Source organism: Streptomyces sp. NPDC047853 (genome assembly GCF_043204535.1).
Lineage (GTDB): Bacteria > Actinomycetota > Actinomycetes > Streptomycetales > Streptomycetaceae > Streptomyces.
Genome location: NZ_JBIDCI010000001.1, coordinates 516,057 through 539,232 on the forward strand (window position 1 = coordinate 516,057; position 23,176 = coordinate 539,232).

Below are 23,176 nucleotides of genomic sequence, written 5' to 3' on the forward strand. Positions count from 1 at the left end.
CACCGGCCGGGCAGCGCCGACGGAGGCGCGGTCGATCTTCTCGTACTGTTCGGCCTGCAAGGGGTGCGTGCGCGGGTGCGCGGCGGCTGAGCGGCGGGGCCGGGGGGCCGGTTCCCGGGGGCCGGGAGGGAGTGCGGTACGGGATGGGGCGCGGTGAGCGGGAGACGGTCGCGCGCGGGGCGCGGCTGCGGGAGGCGGCGCGGTCGCTGGCGGAGGACCACGAGCGGGCCGTCGGGGCGGTCCGGGCGGCACTGAAACCCCTGCACGACACGGCGGTGGCCCAGGCCCTGGAGACCATCCCGGTGGCCCGGTTGCAGGACGTCACCGGCGGGCGGCTGCGGCTGGGGGCGGTCGAGAGAAGCGGCCTCGGCACGGTCCGGGCCGTACGGGACGCCGGCCCCTACCGGCTGCGGCAGATCCCCGGCGTGGGGCAGCGGACCGTGGACCAGATCGTCGCCGCCGCGCGGCAGCTGGCCGAGGCCGCCGAGGAGAGCGCCGCCGTGCACCTGGACGTGGACCGGCCGGAGCCGGGCACGACCGCCCTGGTCGTGGCGCTGCACGTGCTGGTCGAGGCGGGCCCCGAGGCGCGGCGCGCGGTCGACGCGGCGGCGGCGCTGGTCCGGCGGCTCGACCCGCTGCTGGCCGACGCCCGGCCGGCCGCCGGGCGGATCGGGTTGCTGCTGGCCGGACGGGAGCGGAAGAACCGCGCGCTGGAGGCGGTCGCGGCGATCCGGTCGCTCACCGACGAGGCGGAGCGGGAAGGCACCCCCGAACTGCTCGCCCAGGCCTCGGTGGACCTGCTGCGCGGACCGCCGGGCGACCTCGCGGCCTGGACCGACTTCGAGCTGCGCTCCGCCGAGTACTACGGCCTGCTCGGCGAGATCGCCGGACGCGCCCCCGACACGGCCGCGGCCGAGGGCTTCCTGCCCGACGACATCGCCGAGCGGGTACGGGGCCTGCGGCTCGACGACTCCCACCGCCGGGTGTCCCTGCGCGGGTACCAGGCGTTCGGCGCGCGGTTCGCCCTGGCGCGGCGCCGGGTGATCCTCGGCGACGAGATGGGCCTGGGCAAGACCATCCAGGCCATCGCGGCGCTGGCCCACCTGGCCGCGGGGGGCCGGACCCACTTCCTGGTCGTGTGCCCGGCGAGCGTCCTGGTCAACTGGACGCGGGAGATCGAGGCGCGCAGCACGCTGCGGGCCCTGCCCCTGCACGGACCGGACCGGCAGGACGCGTTCGCCGACTGGCGGGAGCGGGGCGGGGTCGCCGTGACCACCTTCGACGCCCTGCGCGGGTTCCCGGCCCCGGGCGCGGACGCACTCGGGATGCTGGTCGTCGACGAGGCGCACTCCGTGAAGAACCCGCAGGCCCTGCGGTCGCAGGCGGTCGACCGGTGGGCCGGGCGGTGCGACCACGTCCTGTTCATGACGGGCACGCCGATGGAGAACCGGGTGGCCGAGTTCCGCAACCTCGTCAGGATGCTCGACGCCGAGGTGGCGGACCGTCTGGAGGACGGTACGGGGCTGGCCGGTTCGGTGGCCTTCCGCAAAGCGGTCGCGCCCGTCTACCTGCGCCGCAACCAGGCGGACGTGCTGACCGAACTGCCCAGTCTCCAGCACACGGACGAGTGGGAGGAGCTGAGCGCGGCCGACCAGGACGCCTACCGCGAGGCCGTACGGGACGGCAACTTCATGGCGATGCGCAGGGCGGCGTACGCGCACCCGGAGAAGTCCGCCAAGCTCGGCCGGCTCCGGGAGATCGTGCGGGAGGCCGGGGAGAACGGGCTCAAGGTCATCGTCTTCTCGAACTTCCGCGACGTCCTGGACGCGGTCCGGGAGGCCCTCGCCACGGAGCCCACCGAGCCCACGGAGCCCGCCGAGCCCACCGCCCCCCTCGACGACGCCGACGCCCCCGGACCCGCCGATGCCACTGCCCGCCCCGCCTCCTCGTTCCCCTCCACCGCCTCCGCCGCCTCTGCCGCCCCACCCGGCCCGCACGGTCCCGTGTTCGGTCCGCTCACCGGCTCCGTGCCGCCCGTGCGACGGCAACGGCTCGCCGACGAGTTCACCGCCGCGCCCGGCCCGGCGGTGCTGCTGGCCCAGATCCAGGCGGCGGGCGTCGGGCTCAACCTCCAGGCCGCGTCCGTGGTGATCATCTGCGAGCCCCAGATCAAGCCCACCATCGAGCACCAGGCGGTCGCCCGCGCCCACCGCATGGGCCAGGTCAGGCCGGTCCGTGTGCACCGCCTCCTGGCCACCGGCGGGGTCGACGAGCGGATGGTGCGGATGCTGGAGCGGAAGGCCCGCCTCTTCGACGCCTACGCCCGGCGCAGCGAGGTGGCCGAGGCGACGCCGGACGCCGTGGACGTGTCGGACACGGACCTGGCGCGGCGGATCGTCGAGGAGGAGCAGGCCCGGCTGGGCGTGGGCGACGGGCAGCCGGCACCGGCGTCCTGAGCGGTCGTCACCCCCGCTCGGCGACCCTCCGGCACGCGTCCACGTACCCCCGCACCAAGGGCCGTTCCTCGTCCTGGCGGCGCCGGGCGAGGGCGTAGCGGCTGGGGGACAGCCCGCGGACGGGCCGGGTGGTCACGCCGCCCAGGGTGATCAGCGGGGCGTTGCCCGTCGCCACCAGGCAGACGCCGAGGCCGGCGACGAGCGCCTCGTAGGTCTCCTCGGTGCCGGCGATCTCCGCGCCGACGCGCGGCGGGCGGGCGGCGTCCCCGCCCAGGGCGCGCCGCTCGTCCAGCGCCAGCCAGAAGTCGCGCAGGACGCCCGCCTCGGGCGGCAGGGCGAGGAACGGTTCGCCGGTCAGGTCGGCGAAGTCGACCTCGGGGCGGGCGGTGAGCGGATGGGTGTCCGGGAGGGCCACCAGCCGGGGCTCCTCGGCGATCACGGTCCACGCGTAGCGGTCGGCGTCGGGCAGCGGCAGCCACACGTAGGCGACGTCGGCCGTGCCGTCGGCCAGGCCCGCGGTCGGGTCCTCCCAGCTCATCTGCCGCAGCCGTACGTGCGCGTCCGGGTGGGCCGCCGTGAAGCGGGAGCGGATCGCCGGCAGCAGTCCGCCGCGGCCGGGGCTGGTGCTCATGCCGACCACCAGGGTGCCGCGGCGCGCGGCCCGGGCCGCCTCCACCGCGGCCGAGCCCTCCGCCCAGCCGGCCAGCACCCGCCGGGCGTGCGGCAGCAGTGCGGTGCCCGCCTCGGTGAGCGTCACCCCCCGCGGCTCGCGGCGGAACAGCTCCGCCCCCAACTGCCGCTCCAGCGCCCGGACCTGCTTGCTGAGCGCGGGCTGGGACACGTAGAGGCGCTCGGCCGCCCGGGTGAAGTGCAGTTCCTCGGCCACGGCCACGAAGTAGCGCAACTCCCGCACATGTACGTCCGTCGTCATGCCCGTTGGCTATCACCGCGGGTCTTGGACGGGCAACCGGCCTCAAGCGCAGGGTTGTTGTCGGAAGCAGGGCACGAGTGACGAGGGAGTCGGCATGAACAAGGTGTGGCTGATCACCGGTGCGAGCAGCGGGTTCGGGCGGGCGATCGCCGAGGCGGCGCTGGCGGACGGGGACGTGGTGGTCGGTGCGGCGCGGCGGCCCGAGCGCCTCGACGACCTCGTGGCCGCCCACCCGGACCAGCTGGAGGCCCTGCGCCTGGACGTCGCCGACACGGCCGCCGCCGGGGACGCCGTACGGGACGTGGTCGCGCGGCACGGGCGGATCGACGTCCTGGTCAACAACGCGGGCCGCACGCACGTCGGTGCCTTCGAGGAGACGAGCGAGGACGAGCTGCGCGCCCTCTTCGAGGTGCACGTGTTCGGGCCGGCCGCGCTGACCCGGGCGGTGCTGCCGTCCATGCGGGAGCGGCGTTCGGGTGCGATCGTGCAGATGAGCAGCATGGGCGGGCAGATGTCCGTGGCGGGCTTCTCCGCGTACAGCGGCACGAAGTTCGCGCTGGAGGGGATGTCGGAGGGGCTCGCGGACGAGGTGCGGGAGTTCGGCATCAAGGTCCTGATCGTCGAGCCGGGCGCCTTCCGCACCGGTCTCTTCGCGGCCGGCAGCGCCGGGATCAGCGCCGACAGCGGCCTGTACGCCAAGGTCGGCGAGACCCGCGGGTTCGTCTCCGGCGGCGACGGGGGCCAGCCCGGCGACCCCGCCAAGGCGGCGGCGCTGGTCCTCGACGCCCTGGCGGCCGAGCGCACCCCGCTGCACCTGCCGCTCGGCGACGACGGCGTGAGCGCGGTCCTCGGCCACCTGGACCAGGTCCGCGAGGACGTCGAGGCGTGGGAGAAGCGCGCCCGGGCCACCGCCTTCGACAGCTGACCGACCGGTCAGGAGGGGGAGTCCGTAAGCGGTCCGCTCATACGGCATGGGGCCCCGCACATCCGTGCGGGGCTCTTGTGCAATTCCTCTGGAAGCCTCAATCTTTCGGCTGACGCACCAATGTCGCCCCGCAATTGGCATGACCATGACCAAACGGTCGCCGGGGGCGGCCTGCTCGGCGTGCACGAACCCCACCACGCACCACCGACTGAGGAGGACCCCTCACATGGCAGTGCTGCGTCCCACCCCCCACCGCACCACCCGGCGAAGACTGGCCGCCGCCGGCGCCGTGGTCTCCGCGGCCCTCGCCGCGAGCCTCGTCACCGCGCTCCCCGCGGGGGCCGCTCCGGCCGAGGGCCGCGTCCAGTACCAGGACGCGGCGAACGCGGTCGCCGGCAGCTACATCGTGACCCTGAAGGCGGACGAGGCCAGGTCCGGTTCCGCCGAGGGCCGCGCCCTGGCGAAGAAGTACGGCGCCGACATCGAGCGCACCTACACCAAGGCCCTCAACGGCTACGCGGTCCAGGCCTCCGAGTCGGAGGCGGAGCGGCTCGCCGCCGACCCGGCCGTCGCCTCCGTCGTCCAGGACCGCACCTTCCGCATCTCGGGCACCCAGCCCAACCCGCCCTCCTGGGGTCTGGACCGCATCGACCAGCGCAACCTCCCGCTGAACGGCTCGTACACCTACCCGGACAGCGCCGGACAGGGCGTGACGGCCTACGTCATCGACACCGGTGTGCGCATCACCCACTCCGACTTCGGTGGCCGTGCCTCCAACGGCTACGACGCCATCGACAACGACAACACCGCCCAGGACGGCCACGGCCACGGCACCCACGTCGCCGGCACCGTGGCGGGCACCGCGTACGGCGTCGCCAAGAAGGCCAAGGTCGTCGGCGTCCGGGTGCTCGACAACTCCGGCTCCGGCACCACCGCCCAGGTCGTCGCCGGCATCGACTGGGTGGCCCGCAACGCCGTCAAGCCGGCCGTCGCCAACATGTCCCTCGGCGGCGGCGCGGACAGCGCCCTCGACACGGCCGTGCGCAACGCCATCGCCTCCGGCGTCACCTTCGTCGTCGCGGCCGGCAACGAGTCCACCAACGCCTCCACCAAGTCCCCGGCCCGGGTGACGGAGGCGATCACGGTCGGCGCCACCACGTCGAGCGACGCCCGCGCGAGCTACTCCAACTACGGCTCGGTGCTGGACGTCTTCGCCCCCGGCTCGTCCATCACCTCGGCCTGGAACAGCGGCGACTCCGCCACCAACACCATCTCCGGTACGTCCATGGCGAGCCCGCACGTCGCCGGGGCCGCCGCCCTCCACCTGGCGGACAACCCGGCCTCCACCCCCGCCCAGGTCGCCTCCGCACTGACGTCCGCCGCCACCACCGGCGTCGTCACCAACCCCGGCAGCGGTTCGCCCAACCGGCTGCTGTACGTCGGCGACGGCGGCACCACGCCCCCGCCCGGCGACCGCTTCGAGAACACCGGTGACTACACCGTCCGGGACAACGCCACCGTCGAGTCCCCGGTGACCGTCTCCGGCGTCGCGGGCAACGCGCCGTCGGCCCTGGCCGTCGAGGTGAAGATCGTCCACACGTACATCGGCGACCTCCAGGTCCAGCTGGTCGCCCCGGACGGCACCGCGTACACCCTGAAGGCGTACGGCACCGGCGGCAGCGCCGACAACATCGACACCACGTACACCGTGAACGCCTCCTCCGAGACCGCGAACGGCACGTGGAAGCTGCGCGTCAGCGACAACGCCTCGTTCGACACCGGGCGGATCGACGCCTGGGCCCTGCAGTTCTGACCCTCGCTCAGCGGTGACCCTCGTCCCCGCGGCACGGCTCCGGGTCGGTGACCCGGCCCGCCGCGGGGACGAGGCGCGAGTGCCGCCGCACGGCTGCGCGCGCACGGCTCCCGGGCCGTGAGCCGCGTGACGCCCCCGTTCCCCGCGCGCTTACGATGCGTTCCGTGATCGGCCGGATCGTCCGAAGGCCCGGCCCCGCCCCAGCGGCGCCTTCGCGTCACCGCCCGAAACAGGAGCACGGCACCCGTGTCCATACCGCCGCCGCCCGGCCCCCAAGGGCCGTGGTCCCAGGGGCAGTACCCCCAGGGCCAGTACTCCCAGGGCCAGTACTCCCAGGGCCCGTACCCGCAGCAGCCCCCACCCCCGGGCGGTGCCTGGGGACAGCCCTACCTGGCGTACCCCCGGCAGCCGCCCGTCAGCGGTCCCGCCGTCGCCGCGTTCGTGCTCGGCGTCCTGTGCTGCGTGCCCGCGCTCGGACTCGTCCTGGGCCTGATCGCGCTGGCCCGGATCCGGAAGCGGGGTGAGCGGGGCAAGGGGCTCGCGGTGGCCGGTTCCGTACTGTCCTCCGTGGGCCTGGCCCTGTGGGCGGTGACGCTCTCCACGGGTGCCGTCGGCGACTTCTGGGACGGCCTGAGGGAGGCCGCGCGGGGCGAGGGGACCGCCTACGCGCTCGAGAAGGGCCAGTGCTTCACCACGCCCAGCGGCTCCCTGCGGGGCGTGACGTACGACGTGGAGCGGGTGCGCTGCCAGGAGGAACACGACGGCGAGGTGTTCGCCTCCTTCGACCTGCCGGGAGGCGCCTTCCCCGGCGACGAGGAGATCACCCGCTCCGCCGACGAGCGGTGCTACGCCCTCCAGGACACCTACGCCATGGACCGGTGGGCCCTGCCGGCCGACGTGGACGTGTACTACCTGACCCCCACCTCCGAGAGCTGGCGCACGGGCGACCGGGAGATCACCTGCCTGTTCGGCAACGCCGACGAGCAGGGCACGCTGACCGGCTCGCTGCGCAACGACGGCACCGGCCTGGACCCGGACCAGCACACCTACCTAGTGGGCGAGGGGTTCCTGAACCGTGCCATGGACGGCATCCCCGCGGCGGAGGCCGTCGAGGACGATCTGGCGGGGTACCGGTTCTGGGCCGGCCGGGTGTCCGAGGCGCTCGCCCAGGAGACCTCGACCCTGCGCGGACACGGCTGGTCCGCCGACGCCGAGGAGCCGGTTTCCGACCTGGTCCGCGATCTGGAGGCGGCGCGGGAGGAATGGCGCCTGGCGTCCGAGGCCGCCGACGCCGACACGTACTACGAGCACCTCGACAAGGCCTACGGGCTCATCGAGTCCGACGCGACGGTCACCGCCCGCAAGGCCCTGGCCCTCGACACCACCCCGCCCGTCTACGAGGAGGACGGCGGCGGTGGGGGAGAGACCCCCGGCAAGGAGGTGTGACAGCCGCCATAGCGGGGAGAAAGTGCCTGCGTAAAGCCCTCCGCACCCACAAGTCATCACATCGAGTGATTCTTTGGCCTTTGCTTGCCTGGGACAACCCACGGTTGCCACGCTGTTGCTGTCTGTACAACCTGATGGGAGCGGCCAGTGACATTCGGTGAGCAGCCGGCGTATCTGCGTGTCGCGGGTGATCTCCGCAAGAAGATCGCCGACGGCCTGCTGCCGCCCCATACCCGCCTCCCCTCCCAGGCCCGTATCCGGGAGGAGTACGGCGTCTCGGACACCGTCGCCCTGGAGGCGCGCAAGGTGCTGATGGCCGAAGGCCTGGTCGAGGGGCGTTCCGGTTCCGGGACGTACGTGCGCGAGGTGCCCGTACCGCGCCGCATCGCCCGTTCGGGATTCCGCCCGGCCGGCGGCGCCACCCCCTTCCGGCAGGAGCAGGCCGACGGCGAGACGCGCGGTACGTGGGAGTCGCGCAGTGAGCAGGCCGAGGCGAGCGGCGTCGTCGCCGAGCGGCTCGGGATCAAGCTCGGCGACCGGGTGATGTGCACGCGGTACGTCTTCCGCGAGGCGGGCGAGGCCATGATGCTCTCCACCTCCTGGGAGCCGCTGGACCTCACCGGCCGGACGCCGGTGATGCTGCCCGAGGAGGGGCCGCTGGGCGGCATGGGCGTCGTCGAGCGGATGGCCGCCATCGACGTCGTCGTGGACAACGTGACCGAGGAGGTCGGCGCCCGCCCCGGCCTCGCGGAGGAACTGCTCGCCCTGGGGGGCGTCCCGGGGCACGTGGTCCTCGTCGTGCAGCGCACGTTCTACGCCTCGGGCCGTGCCGTGGAGACCGCCGACGTGGTCGTCCCGGCCGACCGGTACCGGGTGGCGTACCACCTGCCCGTCAAATAGCGGCGCCGCTGGGGGAGTTCACGCGCGCCAGGGGAGTGTGAGATGGCGCACGCCTCCCGTGCGCCTCCCGCGCCCCTTCTCCGGGCCCACGCCGGTCCCCGGGCCCCCGCGCCGCCGGTGCGGGGCGTCATGATTCGGTCGTTCCCGCAGGTCGCCCCCGCCCCCTTCGGCATGCTCCCGACCGGAGCCGACCGGTGCGGGAGGGCGCGTTCCGTATCGTGCGCCCCCTGCGTTCTGGCTGGTTGCGTACCTCTTTGTGCAAAGCCGTATTCGCTGCGTGAAGGTTAGGCGTAGGGTCGGGCATATGCGGAACGGGGATTCCTTGACGGGCGGGGCGCGGGGCGTGCCGCGGACGGGAAGTGGAGGGACGCGATGAACGACAGCACGGTCACTCTTCCCTGGCTGGTCTTCCGGCAGGACGACAACGGCAACCGCTACCGCGTGGGCCGGTACGCGACCCGGGCCGAGGCCCAGAAGATCGCGGACACCCTCGACGACCGCGGGCACAAGCAGCTCTACTGGGTCGAGAAACTCGGCGTGAACGGCACGGGCGCGGCCGACTGACCGCGTCGGCGCCACCGGACGCCCGCGGGAACGACCGCGGGCACCGGCGTCTCACGGAACGCGCCGGCGCCACCGGGGCGCCCCTCGCGTCGGCCGTAGGCTCCGGCGTATGACGGAACGCACGGAACGCACGGAACAGGTGGAACGCACGGAGCGCATCGTGGTGGGCGCCGCCCTGGTCGACGGCGGACGCCTGCTGGCCGCACGCCGCAGCGCCCCGGCCGAGCTGGCCGGGCGGTGGGAGCTGCCGGGCGGAAAGGTGGAAGCGGGCGAGACGCCGGAGGCGGCCCTCGTGCGCGAGCTGCGGGAGGAACTGGGCGTGACGGTCGAACCCGGTGAGCGGGTCCCCGGCCAGTGGCCCCTCCGTCCCCCTCTCGTCCTCCAGGTCTGGACCGCGCGCCTCCTTCCCGGCTCCGCCGCCCCGCAGCCCCTGGAGGACCACGACGAGCTCCGCTGGCTCACCCCCGCCGAGATCTGGGACGTGTCCTGGCTCGACCAGGACGTACCGGCGGTCGAGCGGGCGCTCGGGCATCTCGGACTGGCGGCCGCCGACACGCGGGGTGCGTGAACGGGTCGACGCGAGCTTCCCGTGCGCCGTCGGTGCCACAGTGCGCCCTCCTGGGCGGTACCGGGGCCCGAATACCGGGTATGTGCCCATTAACCCCGCGAAAACGGACAAGGGTGCGGCGGGGGTGCCGGCCGGGGAAGTGATCGGCGTGATCGACAGCGAAGGCGGATGTGCCGAGTGGGTCTTCCCCGCGGCGCCGGACGCCGTGCGGACCGCCCGTTCGCTCGTCCGCCGCACGCTGCACGGCTGGGATCTCGACAGCGCCGGCGACATCGCGGCACTGCTGGTCAGCGAGCTGGTCACCAACGCGCTCCGGCACGCCACCGGACCCATCGGCGTCCGTCTGGAGCACCGGCCCGCCGGACCGGTCGGCGTCCTGCTGGTGGAGGTCTCCGACCCGCTCCCGGACCCGCCCCGCGAGCGCGTCGCCGGACCCGGGGACGAGGACGGCCGGGGCCTTCAGCTGGTGGCCTCCTCCGCCCGGCGCTGGGGTACCCGGCCCGGTGAGGTGGGCAAGACGGTGTGGTTCGAACTCGCGGTACCCCGATGAGCGGGTGACAGGGCGTTTCCCGTACGGTCGACGGCCGTTGTCGAAATGCGTGATTCGATGGCGTGTCCGCTGGTTAGAAGACTGGAAGTGTTGTCACGGTCCGGACCGAAAAGCATCGGGACCGTGCTGTGATCGTGAACACCGTGTCGTGCGGCGCCGTAGTGCTGGATACTGCGGGCAGCCGCCCCCGGTGACCGGTGCCGGACGCGGTGAGCTGGAGGGGACGGTTCGCGTGAGCGAGATACCAGCGAGGGCCACGGAGTCCGAGGGCCCGTCGGACGGTGCGCCGTTCGGTGACGCGGTGTGGCAGAGCAGCCCGCCCGGCTCCATCTACGACTACATCAAGGTCGCCTCCTTCTCCATCGGCCCCGACGGACTCGTCGACCAGTGGAGCCTGCGTGCGGAGCAATTGCTCGGCATCCCGGCCGAGCACGCCGTGGGCACCGACCCCATCGAGGCCTTCGTCGACCCCGACCTGCGGGAGCGGGGCCAGCGCAAGATGGCCGAGATCCTCGACGGACGGGAGTGGACCGGCGTGGTCCCCTTCCGGGCGCCGCGGACCGGCCCCGAGGGTGAGCGGCGGGAACCACGACGGGGACAGCGCGGCCTCGCCGAGGTGTACGTCATGCCGACGCGCACCGAGGACGGCGAGAAGGCGGCCGTCTGCATCGTCGTCGACGTCCGCGTCCTGCGCAGCATCGAGACCGACCTCGCCGCCTCGCAGGCCATTTTCGGCCAGTCTCCGTTCGGCTTCCTGCTGATCGACCCCGACCTCCGGGTGCGCCGCGCCAACCAGCGGTTCGCCTCCGTCTTCGGCGGCACGCCCGACGACCACCGGGGCAAGGGCGTCCACGACTACCTGCCGCGCGCCGAGGCCGAGCGGGTCTCGGCGACCCTGCGCCGGGTGCTGGAGACCGGCGACTCCATCACCGACATGCACGTCACCGGCTTCTCGCCGGGGTCCGACGAACGCCGCCACTGGTCCGTCAACCTGTACCGGGTGCACAGCGGTTCCGGCCGGCCCATCGGCGTCGCCTGGCTGGGAACCGACATCACCGCCCGGCGCGAGGCCGCCCGCGAGGCCGCCGCGGCCCGGCGCAACCTCGCCCTCCTCAACGAGGCGGGCGCCCGCATCGGCAACTCCCTCGACCTGGAGACCACCGCCCGCGAGCTGCTCGACGTCGTCGTCCCCGGCTTCTGCGACCTGGCCACCGTCGACCTCTACCAGGGTCTGCTGGCCGGTGACGAGACCCCGCCCGGCCTCGCCGACGGCGGCGGGGAACTGCGCCGCGTGGCCTTCTCCAGCGCCGTCTCCGACGCCCCGTTCCAGGGCGCCGGCGAGCGGGTCAAGCTCGGCGCCGTCCACCACTACCCGTTCACCTCGCCCTGCGCGGACGCGCTGCGCACGGCCCGCCCGCGCGTCGTCCCCGCCGAGGACGGCAGCCTCGTGCAGTCCACGCTGGCCGTACCGATGGTCGCCCACGACACCGTGGTGGGGCTGACGCAGTTCGCCCGGACCAAGGGCAGCGAGCCGTTCGGGGACCGCGACCGCGACCTGGCCGTGGAGCTGGCCGCGCGCGCCGCCGTCTGCATCGACAACGCCCGCCTCTACCGCCGCGAGCACGAGCGCGCCCTGATACTGCAACGCTCCCTGCTCCCGCCGGGCGACCCGGAGGCGTCCGGCCTCGACATCGCCTGCCGCTACCTGCCCGGCAACGCCGCCACCGGCCGGCCCAGCGAGGTGGGCGGCGACTGGTTCGACGTCATCGAACTCCCCGGGCACCGCACCGCACTGGTCGTCGGCGACGTCATGGGCCGCGGGCTGCGCGCCGCCGTCGCGATGGGCGAACTGCGCACCGCCGTGCGCACCCTGGCCCAGCTCGACCTCGAACCGGCCGAGGTGCTCTCCCAGCTCGACGAGATCGCCCGCGGCCTCGGCGCCCCGGGCGGTGTCCAGCAGGCGACCCGGGCCGCCCGCCGCCCCCGCGAGGCCGACCTCTCCGAGGTGTACCTGGCGACCTGCGTCTACGCCGTCTACGACTCGGTGACCCGGCGCTGCACCTTCGCCAACGCGGGCCATCTGCCGCCCGTCCTCGTCGAGCCCGGCGAGCCCGCGCTGATGCTGGACGTGCCGCCGGGCCTGCCGCTCGGCGTCGGCGGGGAGCCCTTCGAGGAGGTGGAGGTGGAACTGCCGGAGGGAGCCCTGCTCGCGCTCTACACCGACGGCCTGGTCGAGAGCCGCGACCACCCCCTCGACGAGGGCCTCCAGGCCTTCGTGGGGGCCCTCACCGACCCCACGCTCCCACTGGAGGACGTCTGCGACCAGGTCCTCAACACCCTCGGCAGCCACCACGGCGAGGACGACATCGCCCTGCTCATGGCCCGCGTCCAGGGCCTGCCCAGCGAGTCCGTCGGCGACTGGACGCTGCCGCGCGAGCCGCGCAGCGTCGGCCGGGCCCGTGAGTACGCCCGTGCCCAGCTGCTCGCCTGGGACCTGGAGCCACTGGTCGACACCACGGAACTGCTCGTCAGCGAGCTGGTCACCAACGCCCTGCGGTACGGGGAGGGGGAGATCAGACTCCGTCTGCTCCTCGACCGCACCCTGGTCTGCGAGGTCTGGGACGCGGGCCTGGTCCAGCCCCGCAGGCGCCGGGCCCGCGACACCGACGAGGGCGGCCGGGGCCTCCAACTGGTCGGCCTGCTCAGCGCGGCCTGGGGCTCCCGCCGTACGCCGCGCGGCAAGACGGTGTGGTTCGAGCTGCCCCTGCCGGGCGGGGACACCCGGCTGACCGACCCGGCGGAGGCCTTGCTGAGCCTGTTCTGACCCGGCCGGGTGTCGTACGGGTCCGGGCCCGCCGGATGCGGCGCGCGTGCCCGCGGGCGGCCAGGAGCAGGGCCGCCCCGGCCGTGACCAGAGGCGGCACCAGGTCGGCCGAGATCACCACGGCCCGCCCCCCACCGCAACCGGAACACCGGTTCGAGTCGTCCACGCTGGCAACACCGGCCACGACCGGTCGCACCCGACGAATGACGTCACCTGCGGAGCGTAGGGGGACGCAGCGGCCGTCGCGACCCGGGGGCGGGCGACAGGGAGGGGAAGCCCGTGGACCACACGGAGTCGAGCACGCAACAGCGGACCACCGCGCCGGAGGCCGCGGGCGGAGGGGAGTCCACCGCGCCGGAGGCCGCAGGCGCCGAGGAGACCCGGGGGAGAAGGAAGAGACGGCTCCGCCGCGCCCGCCGCACCGTCCTCGCCGTACTCGTGATCCTGCTCCTGCCCCTCCTCACCGCCGAGGCGGCCCTGCGCGTCAACTACCTGGGCGACCCCGCCGACGGCACGTACACCAGGAACCGTGACGCGATGTGGCTCGGCCACGCCTGGGTCGACGGCCGCAAGGACGACGCGGACCTCGCCGCGCTCGCCCGCCGCCTGAGGACCACCGGCATCCGGGACCTGTACGTCCACACCGGACCGATGGAGCACGACGGCACCCTGCCCGAGGCGCGCTACCCGAAGGCCGCGTGGCTGATCGACGCCGTGCACCGGGAGCTGCCCGGCGTCCGCGTCCAGGCCTTCCTGGGCGACGTGCTCGCCACCGAGGGACCCGACGGCATGCGCCTGGCCGAGGCCGCCACCCGCGCCGCCGTCGTCGGCTCCGCCCGCCAGGTCCTGGACGCCGGGTACGACGGGGTCCACCTGGACCTCGAGCCGCTGCACTCGGGGGACTGGGACTACCTCTCCCTGCTGGACGACGTGCGCGCCGTCACCCGGGACCGGGGCGCGCGGCTCTCCGTCGCCGCCCACCAGATCGACCCGCTCCCGGCCCTGCACACCGTCTTCGGCGTCTTCACCGAGCATCCCAAGTGGTGGTCGCAGGAGTTCTTCGGCCAGGTTGCCCGCCGCGTCGACCAGATCGCCGTGATGACCTACGACACCGCCCAGCCGCTGGAGGGCACCTACGGCGGCTACGTCGCCCAGCAGACCTCGCTGGCCCTGGAGGTCACCCCGCCCACGACCCACCTGCTGATCGGCCTGCCCTTCTACCACGAGAGCAACTTCGACCACTGGGGTCATGCGGAGACGGTCGCCGCCGCCGTGCGGGGCGCCCGCCTCGGCCTCTCCCGGACCGACGCCGACCGCGAACTCTTCGGCGTCGCCCCGTACATCGACTTCGCCGCGACCGAGACGAACTGGAAGGAGTACCGCGAGGGCTGGGTCCGCTAGCTCCGGCCGCCGGCGCCGGTCCGCTAGCTCCGGCGCCTGATCTTCGACCCCAGCCAGACGAGCGGGTCGTACTTACGGTCCACGGCCCGCTCCTTCAACGGGATCAACGCGTTGTCCGTGATCCTGATCCCCTCGGGGCAGACCTCCGTGCAGCACTTGGTGATGTTGCAGTAACCGAGGCCGTGCTCGTCCTGGGCCGTGCGCCCGCGGTCCAGGCCGGTCTCGTCGGCGGCGTCCAGCGGGTGCATGTCCAGTTCGGCCACGCGCATGAGGAAGCGGGGCCCCGCGAAGGCCGGCTTGTTCTCCTCGTGGTCGCGGACGACATGGCAGGTGTCCTGGCACAGGAAGCACTCGATGCACTTGCGGAACTCCTGCGAGCGGTCCACGTCCTCCTGCATCATCCGGTACTCGCCCGGACCGAGGTCGGCGGGCGGGACGAAGGACGGGATCTCGCGGGCCTTGGTGTAGTTGAAGCCGACGTCCGTCACCAGGTCGCGGACGACGGGGAAGGCGCGCAGGGGCGTGACGGTGATCGTCTCCTCACGGGTGAAGACGGACATGCGGGTCATGCAGAGCAGCCGCGGCCGCCCGTTGATCTCCGCCGAGCAGGAACCGCACTTGCCCGCCTTGCAGTTCCAGCGGACCGCGAGGTCGGGGGCCTGGGTGGCCTGGAGGCGGTGGATGATGTCGAGGACCACCTCGCCGTCGTTCACCTCGACGCTGAAGTCCTCCAGGCCGCCGCCCTCGACGTCACCGCGCCACACCTTGAAGCGGGCCTCGTAGCCGCTCATCCGGACAGCTCCTCCTCGGCGAGGTACTTCACCAGTTCCTCCTTCTCGAAGAGGGCGAGCAGGTCGGGCCGGATCGGCTCGGTGGTCTGCCGTTCCAGGGTGATCTGGCCGCGCTCCGGGTCCGTCGCCGCCGGGCCGCCCGCCGGGTCGGCCGGCGTGCACAGCAGGTTGACCGGGCGCCAGCGGCGGTCCATCGACGGATGGTCCTCGCGGGTGTGCCCGCCGCGCGACTCAGTGCGTTCCAGCGCGGCCCGCGCCACGCACTCGCTGACCAGCAGCATGTTCCGCAGGTCCAGGGCGAGGTGCCAGCCCGGGTTGAACTGCCGGTGCCCCTCCACGCCGGCCCGGCGGGCCCGTACCCGCAGCTCGGCGAGTTTCTCCAGCGCCTGTTTCATCTCCGGCTCGCGGCGGATGATGCCGACCAGGTCGTTCATCGTCTGCTGGAGCTCCTGGTGGAGGGTGTACGGGTTCTCCGGCGGGCCGCCGCCCGGTCCGCCCGTCTCGGCGGAGAACGGCCGCAACGCCTCCGCGGCCGCCGCGTCGACCTGTACGTCGTCCACCCGGGGCCGCGACCCGCCCTCCCGTCCCCCCGCGTACTCGGCCGCGTGCCACCCCGCCCGGCGCCCGAACACCAGCAGGTCGGAGAGCGAGTTGCCGCCGAGCCGGTTGGAGCCGTGCATGCCCCCGGCCACCTCACCGGCCGCGAACAGCCCCGGCACCCCGCGCGCGGCGGCCGTGTCCGAGTCGACGGCGATGCCGCCCATCACGTAGTGGCAGGTGGGGCCGACCTCCATCGCCTCGGCGGTGATGTCGACATCGGCCAGCTCCTTGAACTGGTGGTACATGGAGGGCAGCCGGCGCTTGATCACCTCGGCCGGCATCCGGGTCGAGACGTCGAGGAAGACACCCCCGTGCGGAGAACCCCGGCCCTCCTTCACCTCGGCGTTGATGGCCCGGGCGACCTCGTCGCGGGGGAGCAGCTCGGGTGGGCGCCGATGGTGGTCCGGGTCGTCGTACCAGCGGTCGGCCTCCTCCTCCGTCACGGCGTACTTGTCCTTGAAGACGTCGGGGACGTAGTCGAACATGAACCGCTTGCCGTCCGAGTTCCGCAGCACCCCGCCGTCGCCGCGCACCGACTCCGTGACGAGGATGCCCTTGACGGACGGCGGCCAGACCATGCCCGTCGGGTGGAACTGCACGAACTCCATGTTCAGCAGCGGAGCCCCGGCCAGCAGCGCCAGCGCGTGCCCGTCCCCGGTGTACTCCCAGGAGTTCGACGTCACCTTGAAGGACTTGCCGATGCCGCCGGTGGCGATCACCACCGAGGGCGCCTCCAGCACGAAGAAGCGGCCGGTCTCGCGGGCGTAGCCGAAGACGCCGGAGACCTGGCCGCCGTCCTTGAGGACGCGGGTGACCGTGCACTCCTGGAAGACCTTGAGGCGGGACTCGTGGTCGCCGGTCTCCCGGTGGTCCTCCTGCTGGAGGGCGACGATCTTCTGCTGGAGGGTGCGGATCAGCTCCAGACCCGTACGGTCGCCGACGTGGGCGAGGCGCGGGTACTCGTGACCGCCGAAGTTGCGCTGCGAGATGCGGCCGTCCTCCGTGCGGTCGAAGAGGGCGCCCCAGGTCTCCAGCTCCCACACCCGCTGCGGGGCCTCCTGGGCGTGCAGTTCGGCCATCCGCCACTGGTTGAGGAACTTGCCGCCGCGCAGGGTGTCGCGGAAGTGCACCTGCCAGTTGTCCCCGGCGTTGGCGTTGCCCATCGCCGCGGCGATACCGCCCTCGGCCATCACCGTGTGCGCCTTGCCGAACAGGGACTTGCAGATCACGGCCGTACGGGCGCCCCGCTCGCGGGCCTCGATGGCGGCGCGCAGTCCCGCGCCGCCCGCGCCCACCACGACGACGTCCCACTCCTGCCGGTCGACCACGGACATCAGAACAACCTCGGATCGTCGAAGGCACCGGACGCGACGAGATACACGTAGAAGTCGGCGAGCGCCACGCTCACCAGCGACGCCCACGCCAGCAGCATGTGGCGGGCGTTGAGCCACCCGACCAGTCGCCAGGCGCGGTAGCGCACGGGGTGCCGGGAGAAGTGCTTGAGCTTGCCGCCGACGATGTGCCGGCAGGAGTGGCAGGAGAGGGTGTACGCCCAGATCAGCACGATGTTGACGAGGAACACCAGAGTGCCCACGCCCATGTGGCCCCACGCGTAGTGCTCGTCGCGGAAGGCCAGCACCGTGTCGTAGGTGAGGATGCCCGCGACCGCGAGCGCCGCGTAGAAGAAGTACCGGTGGACGTTCTGCAGGATCAGCGGGAAGCGGGTCTCACCGGTGTACTTCTTGTGCGGCTCGGCCACCGCGCAGGCCGGCGGGGAGGCCCAGAAGCCCCGGTAGTAGGCCTTGCGGTAGTAGTAGCAGGTCAGGCGGAAGCCGAGCGGGAAGACCAGGATGACGATCGCGGGCGAGATGCCCCACCAGCTGCCGAAGATCTCCCAGTTGGGCCCGGAGCGCATCGGCTCGCAGTTCTCCGCCAGGCAGGGGGAGTAGAAGGGCGAGACGTAGGGGGCCGCGTAGTAGTCCGTGCCCGCGAAGGCCCGCCAGGTCGAGTAGACGACGAAGGCCAGCAGGCCGGCGGCGGTGGCGGCCGGGGCCAGCCACCAGCGGTCGGTGCGCAGGTGCGGGGCGCGGATGGCGGCGCGCGTCGGGGTGTGGACGCCGCCGCCCCGGGGATGAGGGTCGGTGTCGGGCGGTTCCGTACCAGTGGCCACGGGGCGACTCCGGTCGGTCGGGGCGGTTTCAGGGGGCGCGGCGGTAGCGGGCGCCGAGTCCCTCGTCGTCCGAGTCCGTCCACAGGGAACCGTCGTACGGAGTGTCGGGGATCGGGACGAGGTCCGGACGCCTGGGCGCGTCCGGTGCGGCCGCCGCCGCGCGCAGCAGCGCGAGGCTCTCCCGCAGGTGGTCGGCGTCGGTGCGGACCCGGCGGACGTCGAGGTCGCCGGCGCCCAGCCGCTGTTCCAGCCGGGCCACCGTCCGGGACAGGTCGTCGAGGCTGCGCTGGATGGATGACAGGTCGTCGTGCACGGACATGACGTGACCTCGTTTCCGCCCGACATTCGGCACGGGCCGGCCCTGGGTGGTGACGTTCGTGCGCCTGAGAGTGTCGCGCGTCACACCTGTCGCTGGGAAGGGACGTGCAGCGATTGGCCGGGGCGTGTCGGTGCGTCGGGGGTGGCGTTGCGCCGCACGGGTGGGCTTACGCGCCGTCGCCGCCGTGTCTCCCAGCGTCGCCGAACCGTTTCCTCTTCAGTGGCCGCATCCCTGTCCGGATACAAATGATCAACTCCAAATACCGCATATCGCGCCAGTAACGCATATGCCGTCTGGGCGATCACCGCGCCCGCGGCCTTCCGGAGGTAGCAGAGATGTCTCACGTCGGCGTCGGTCCGCGCGCGGTCACGCGCTCGGTCGCCTTCCTCACCGCGAGCGTGCTCGCGGTCCCCGCGCTGGCCGGCTGCAGCTCCGAGGACCCGTCGGGCAAGCCGCTCGCCGAACAGGACGTCGCCTCCGCGGCCCGCACCCGGATCGCCGACGGCGGCACTCTGCGCTGGGCCGTGGACTCCGTGCCGGCCACCCTCAACACCTTCCAGTCGGACGCCGACGCCACCACGGCCCGCGTCGCGCAGGCCGTGCTGCCCTCGATGTACCGGATGGACGAGACCGGCCGCCCGGTGCGCAACCCCCAGTACCTGGAGTCGGCGAAGGTCGTCGGGACCGAGCCCAAGCAGGTCGTCGTCTACAAGCTCAACCAGCAGGCCGTGTGGAGCGACGGCCGGGAGATCGGCGCCGCCGACTTCGCCGCCCAGTGGCGCGCGCTGTCGGGCAAGGACAGCGCCTACTGGACCGCCCGCAACGCCGGCTACGACCGCATCGAGAAGATCGAGCGGGGCGCCGGCGACCTGGAGGTCAAGGTCACCTTCAGCAGGCCCTACGCCGACTGGAAGTCCCTGTTCACGCCCCTGTACCCGAAGGACGTCATGGGCACCCCCGACGCCTTCAACGACGGGGCGCGGCGCAAGCTGAAGACCACCGCCGGCCCCTTCGCCCTGAAGAAGGTCGACACCGGGGCCGACGAGGTCGTCCTCACCGGCAACCCGCGCTGGTGGGGGGAGCAGGCCAAGCTCGACGAGATCGTGCTGCGCGCCGTACCGCGCGAGAAGCGGGTCTCCGAGCTGGTCGCCGGGAAGCTCGACCTGGCCGAGATCGACCCGGACACCGCCGACCAGGTCGGCCTGGCCGCCCCCGCCGGGGACGCAGCGACCGGCACCCCCCTCATGGGCCCGGACGGCACACCGGCCGCGGGCTCGGACGCGTCGCCGCACGCGGGACCGCAGGGCAGGTCCGCCGCGGCCGCCCTGCGCTCGTGGGCGATCGCCAACGGCTCCGACGAGGAGGCCGCGGAGGAGGAGGTCCTCGCCCGTGAGAAGCGGCGCAAGGCGGAGGCGAAGCGTGAGCGGCGGCAGAAGGCCCTGAGCGGCTTCGAGGTCCGCAAGTCGCTGGAGCCCGCCTACACGCAGCTCGCCCTCAACGGCGCCGACGGACCCCTCGCCGACGAGCGCGTTCGCCGGGCCGTGGCCCGCGCCCTGGACCGGGGCGCGCTCGCCGAGGCGGTGCTGAAGCCGCTGGGCCTGCCCACCGAGCCCGTGGGCAGCCACCTCGCCCTGTCCGGCCAGGCCGTCTACGCCGACGGCAGCGGCGCCCTCGGCGAGCAGAACGCCAAGGAGGCCCGGGCGCTCCTCGCGGACGCCGGCTGGGAGCCCGGCGGGCCGGTGAAGGAGAGCGAGGCCGGCGAGAAGGCGGCCGGCGCCGAGAAGCCCGGGACCGGCGGTGACGGCGGTGACGGCGAGGACGGTGAGAAGTCCGAGGGCGGCGACGACGGGACGTACATCGTCGGCGAGGACGGCAAGAACGACGGCGGCAAGAACGACGGCGGCAAGAGCGACGGCGGCGAGAGCGACGGGGGCGCCACCGACCAGGAGAGCGGCGAGAAGCACAGCAGCGGCAGGAACACCGCCCAGGGAGGCGCTCCCGGCGCCTACGCGCCCAAGGGAACCGCCGCCCCGGCCGGGTCCGCGGTGGCACCGCTCGCCAAGGACGGCGAGGCGCTCACCCTGCGCTTCGTGCTCCCCTCGGGCCCCGGCTCCGAAGCCCTGCGCACCGTGGCCGACCGCATCTCGGACATGCTGAAGAAGATCGGCATCGGCGTCGACATCACCAAGGTCCCGGACGAGAACTACTTCAAGGACCACGTCGCCTCCGGCGAGTACGACCTGGCCCTCTACTCCTGGCCGGCCTCCGCCTACCCCGCCACCGACGCCCGCCCCGTCTACGCCAAGCCCGTCCCGGCCGCCGACGGCTCCCTGAACGTCGCGCAGAACTACACCCGGGTCGGCACCGACCAGGTCGACCAGCTCTTCGACCAGGCCATGGCCACGCTGGACGAGAAGGAGGCCCGCGCGCTGCTCCGCAAGGCCGACTCCCGGATCTGGGCGGCGGCCGGCTCCATCCCCCTCTACCAGCGTCCCCAGCTGGTGGCGGCCCGCAAGAACCTCGCCAACGCGGGGGCCTTCGGCTTCGAGACCCCCGTCCACGAGGACATGGGCTTCCTGAAGAAGGGGTCCGCCGGCGCCGAGGCCCCGGCGAGCCCCACGTCGTGACCTGGCGCCCCGGGCCGGTGCGCCCCCGCCCCGGCAAGCCGCAGCCCTCGGGGCCCCGTACCATGGGGTGAGGCCGTGGCATGTACCGCCCGGCAGGCCCGCGTGACACGGACGTACGCAAGGGCCGTCCTCACATCTCCGGGAGTACGCCTCAATATGGCCACGCGCCACGACATCCGCAACGTCGCCATCGTCGCCCACGTCGACCACGGCAAGACCACCATCGTCGACGGAATGCTCAAGCAGGCCGGTGCCTTCGCCGCGCACCAGCTCGACTCCGTTGACGACCGCATGATGGACTCGAACGACCTGGAGCGTGAGAAGGGCATCACGATCCTGGCGAAGAACACGGCGGTGAAGTACCACCCGAAGGATGGCGGCGACGTCATCACCATCAACATCATCGACACCCCCGGCCACGCCGACTTCGGTGGCGAGGTCGAGCGCGGCCTGTCGATGGTCGACGGTGTCGTCCTGCTCGTGGACGCCTCCGAGGGCCCGCTGCCGCAGACCCGCTTCGTGCTGCGCAAGGCGCTCCAGCAGCGGCTGCCGATCATCCTGTGCATCAACAAGACGGACCGTCCGGACTCCCGGATCGACGAGGTCGTCAACGAGACCTACGACCTCTTCCTCGACCTGGACGCCGACGAGGAGCAGATCGAGTTCCCGATCGTCTACGCCTGCGGCCGCGACGGCATCGCCTCCCTCACCAAGCCCGAGGACGGCACGGTGCCGGCGGACTCCACCAGCCTGGAGCCGTTCTTCTCCACCATCCTGGAGCACATCCCGGCCCCCACCTACGACGAGGACGCCCCGCTCCAGGCGCACGTGACCAACCTGGACGCCGACAACTTCCTCGGCCGCATCGCCCTGCTCCGCGTCCACCAGGGCGAGCTGAAGAAGGGCCAGACCGTCGCCTGGATGAAGCGCGACGGAACCGTCAGCAACGTGCGCATCTCCGAGCTGATGATGACCGAGGCGCTCACCCGCAAGCCCGCCGAGAAGGCCGGCCCCGGTGACATCTGCGCGGTCGCGGGCATCACGGACATCATGATCGGCGAGACGCTGGCCGACCTGGAGAACCCGGTCCCGCTGCCCCTGATCACGGTGGACGAGCCCGCGATCTCCATGACCATCGGCACCAACACCTCGCCGCTGGTCGGCCGCGGCGCCACCGGCAAGGGCGCGGACAACAAGGCGGTCGTCAAGGACCGCAAGGTCACCGCCCGCCAGGTCAAGGACCGCCTCGACCGCGAGCTGATCGGCAACGTCTCGCTCCGCGTCCTGGACACCGAGCGCCCCGACGCCTGGGAGGTGCAGGGCCGTGGTGAGCTGGCGCTGGCCATCCTGGTCGAGCAGATGCGCCGCGAGGGCTTCGAGCTGACCATCGGCAAGCCGCAGGTCGTCACCCGCGAGATCGACGGCAAGGTCCACGAGCCGGTCGAGCGCATGACGATCGACGTGCCCGAGGAGCACATGGGCGCGGTCACGCAGCTCATGGGCGTGCGCAAGGGCCGGATGGACAACATGTCCAACCACGGCTCCGGCTGGGTCCGCATGGAGTTCGTCGTGCCGTCCCGCGGTCTGATCGGCTTCCGTACCGAGTTCCTCACCCAGACCCGCGGCACCGGCATCGCCCACTCCATCCACGAGGGCCACGAGCCCTGGTTCGGCACCCTCACGACCCGTAACAACGGCTCGCTGGTCGCCGACCGCTCCGGTGCCGTCACCGCGTTCGCGATGACGAACCTCCAGGAGCGCGGCGTGCTCTTCACGGAGCCCGGCACCGAGGTGTACGAGGGCATGATCGTCGGCGAGAACTCCCGCTCCGACGACATGGACGTCAACATCACCAAGGAGAAGAAGCTCACGAACATGCGGTCGTCCTCGGCCGACTCGTTCGAGGCGATCGTCCCGCCGCGCAAGCTCTCCCTGGAGCAGTCCCTGGAGTTCTGCCGCGACGACGAGTGCGTCGAGGTGACCCCGGAGGCCGTTCGCATCCGCAAGGTGAACCTGGACGCCCGCGAGCGCGCCCGCGCCGCGAGCCGCGCCAAGCACGGCTGATCCACCCGCCGCCGGCGTACGGCCGGCGCGCACGGGAAGCCCGGGCACCCCCATCACTGGGGGTGCCCGGGCTTTTTTCAACCGGTTTTCCGGGGCCGGGAGGCCCGCGGGGGCCCCTCTGAGCGCTCCCCGGTGTCCGAAACACGGAGATCGGCGCCCGATAGCCATGTAACACGTCCGTTTCGCGGCCTTCTCGTCCCGAACAGTTTGTCCAGATTTTGGAAGAT

17 protein-coding genes are annotated in these 23,176 nt (G+C 72.9%); 12 read left to right on the forward strand and 5 right to left on the reverse strand.

Translation table 11 applies throughout. The features are described from left to right. Positions 1–143 precede the first annotated feature (143 nt). Positions 144–2,456, forward strand: coding sequence for a DEAD/DEAH box helicase (locus ACGF5T_RS02455; RefSeq protein ID WP_366766071.1), 2,313 nt, complete (start codon positions 144–146; stop codon positions 2,454–2,456). Between the two features lie 7 nt (positions 2,457–2,463). Here the strand turns inward: ACGF5T_RS02455 and ACGF5T_RS02460 are convergent, their stop codons facing one another. Beyond that, positions 2,464–3,387, reverse strand: a complete 924-nt coding sequence (locus tag ACGF5T_RS02460) for a LysR family transcriptional regulator (protein WP_356604201.1) — start codon at positions 3,385–3,387, stop codon at positions 2,464–2,466. Between the two features lie 94 nt (positions 3,388–3,481). Between ACGF5T_RS02460 and ACGF5T_RS02465 the strand changes: the two genes are divergently transcribed. The 9 genes from ACGF5T_RS02465 (at position 3,482) to ACGF5T_RS02505 (ending at position 14,378) form a co-directional block, all read left to right on the forward strand. Beyond that, entirely contained in the window at positions 3,482–4,312 is an 831-nt protein-coding gene (locus tag ACGF5T_RS02465) for an oxidoreductase (RefSeq protein ID WP_356604203.1), read from the forward strand. A 226-nt stretch (positions 4,313–4,538) separates the two neighbouring features. Then, positions 4,539–6,125, forward strand: coding sequence for a S8 family peptidase (locus ACGF5T_RS02470; RefSeq protein ID WP_361017785.1), 1,587 nt, complete (start codon positions 4,539–4,541; stop codon positions 6,123–6,125). A 246-nt stretch (positions 6,126–6,371) separates the two neighbouring features. Beyond that, a complete protein-coding gene (locus tag ACGF5T_RS02475) occupies positions 6,372–7,571 on the forward strand; it encodes a DUF4190 domain-containing protein (RefSeq protein ID WP_366766072.1) in 1,200 nt (399 codons plus the stop codon). Positions 7,572–7,718: 147 nt separating this feature from the next. Then, entirely contained in the window at positions 7,719–8,471 is a 753-nt protein-coding gene (locus ACGF5T_RS02480) for a GntR family transcriptional regulator (RefSeq protein WP_366766073.1), read from the forward strand. Positions 8,472–8,843: 372 nt separating this feature from the next. Next, a complete protein-coding gene (locus ACGF5T_RS02485; RefSeq protein ID WP_356604210.1) occupies positions 8,844–9,035 on the forward strand; it encodes an SPOR domain-containing protein in 192 nt (63 codons plus the stop codon). A gap of 109 nt (positions 9,036–9,144) precedes the next feature. After that, positions 9,145–9,603, forward strand: coding sequence for a (deoxy)nucleoside triphosphate pyrophosphohydrolase (locus tag ACGF5T_RS02490; protein ID WP_366766074.1), 459 nt, complete (start codon positions 9,145–9,147; stop codon positions 9,601–9,603). 139 nt (positions 9,604–9,742) lie between these two features. After that, positions 9,743–10,153 (forward strand): ATP-binding protein, encoded by a 411-nt coding sequence (locus ACGF5T_RS02495; protein WP_356604726.1) that lies wholly within the window; start codon positions 9,743–9,745, stop codon positions 10,151–10,153. A gap of 232 nt (positions 10,154–10,385) precedes the next feature. Further along, entirely contained in the window at positions 10,386–12,977 is a 2,592-nt protein-coding gene (locus tag ACGF5T_RS02500) for a SpoIIE family protein phosphatase (protein WP_366766075.1), read from the forward strand. 279 nt (positions 12,978–13,256) lie between these two features. Continuing rightward, a complete protein-coding gene (locus ACGF5T_RS02505) occupies positions 13,257–14,378 on the forward strand; it encodes a hypothetical protein (RefSeq protein ID WP_366766076.1) in 1,122 nt (373 codons plus the stop codon). 23 nt (positions 14,379–14,401) lie between these two features. On the opposite strand, the gene ACGF5T_RS02510 is transcribed toward ACGF5T_RS02505, so the two are convergent. The 4 genes from ACGF5T_RS02510 to ACGF5T_RS02525 are packed head-to-tail and all read right to left on the reverse strand — an operon-like array spanning position 14,402 to position 18,258. Next, entirely contained in the window at positions 14,402–15,169 is a 768-nt protein-coding gene (locus tag ACGF5T_RS02510) for a succinate dehydrogenase/fumarate reductase iron-sulfur subunit (protein ID WP_356604218.1), read from the reverse strand. Further along, positions 15,166–17,103 carry a fumarate reductase/succinate dehydrogenase flavoprotein subunit gene (locus tag ACGF5T_RS02515; protein WP_356604220.1) on the reverse strand — a complete coding sequence of 646 codons (1,938 nt, stop codon included), beginning with the start codon at positions 17,101–17,103 and terminating at the stop codon, positions 15,166–15,168. Before ACGF5T_RS02515 ends, ACGF5T_RS02510 begins: the two co-directional genes overlap by 4 nt. Then, positions 17,103–17,939, reverse strand: a complete 837-nt coding sequence (locus ACGF5T_RS02520; RefSeq protein WP_356604222.1) for a hypothetical protein — start codon at positions 17,937–17,939, stop codon at positions 17,103–17,105. Before ACGF5T_RS02520 ends, ACGF5T_RS02515 begins: the two co-directional genes overlap by 1 nt. A gap of 28 nt (positions 17,940–17,967) precedes the next feature. After that, entirely contained in the window at positions 17,968–18,258 is a 291-nt protein-coding gene (locus tag ACGF5T_RS02525; RefSeq protein WP_356604224.1) for a hypothetical protein, read from the reverse strand. A gap of 335 nt (positions 18,259–18,593) precedes the next feature. Between ACGF5T_RS02525 and ACGF5T_RS02530 the strand changes: the two genes are divergently transcribed. Next, entirely contained in the window at positions 18,594–20,885 is a 2,292-nt protein-coding gene (locus tag ACGF5T_RS02530) for an ABC transporter family substrate-binding protein (RefSeq protein ID WP_366766078.1), read from the forward strand. A 156-nt stretch (positions 20,886–21,041) separates the two neighbouring features. Continuing rightward, the gene (typA, locus tag ACGF5T_RS02535; protein ID WP_356604228.1) at positions 21,042–22,949 is read left to right on the forward strand and encodes a translational GTPase TypA; all 1,908 of its coding nucleotides are present in this window, start codon (positions 21,042–21,044) and stop codon (positions 22,947–22,949) included. Positions 22,950–23,176 lie beyond the last annotated feature (227 nt).

Bases quoted from the DNA above. Each gene is read 5' to 3' on its own strand.
- ACGF5T_RS02530 (WP_366766078.1), top strand. From the start codon at position 18,594: ATGTCTCACGTCGGCGTCGGTCCGCGCGCGGTCACGCGCTCGGTCGCC.
- ACGF5T_RS02525 (WP_356604224.1), bottom strand. From the start codon at position 18,258: ATGTCCGTGCACGACGACCTGTCATCCATCCAGCGCAGCCTCGACGAC.
- typA (WP_356604228.1), top strand. From the start codon at position 21,042: ATGGCCACGCGCCACGACATCCGCAACGTCGCCATCGTCGCCCACGTC.
- ACGF5T_RS02490 (WP_366766074.1), top strand. From the start codon at position 9,145: ATGACGGAACGCACGGAACGCACGGAACAGGTGGAACGCACGGAGCGC.
- ACGF5T_RS02460 (WP_356604201.1), bottom strand. From the start codon at position 3,387: ATGACGACGGACGTACATGTGCGGGAGTTGCGCTACTTCGTGGCCGTG.
- ACGF5T_RS02465 (WP_356604203.1), top strand. From the start codon at position 3,482: ATGAACAAGGTGTGGCTGATCACCGGTGCGAGCAGCGGGTTCGGGCGG.
- ACGF5T_RS02485 (WP_356604210.1), top strand. From the start codon at position 8,844: ATGAACGACAGCACGGTCACTCTTCCCTGGCTGGTCTTCCGGCAGGAC.
- ACGF5T_RS02455 (WP_366766071.1), top strand. From the start codon at position 144: ATGGGGCGCGGTGAGCGGGAGACGGTCGCGCGCGGGGCGCGGCTGCGG.
- ACGF5T_RS02510 (WP_356604218.1), bottom strand. From the start codon at position 15,169: ATGAGCGGCTACGAGGCCCGCTTCAAGGTGTGGCGCGGTGACGTCGAG.
- ACGF5T_RS02515 (WP_356604220.1), bottom strand. From the start codon at position 17,103: ATGTCCGTGGTCGACCGGCAGGAGTGGGACGTCGTCGTGGTGGGCGCG.
- ACGF5T_RS02470 (WP_361017785.1), top strand. From the start codon at position 4,539: ATGGCAGTGCTGCGTCCCACCCCCCACCGCACCACCCGGCGAAGACTG.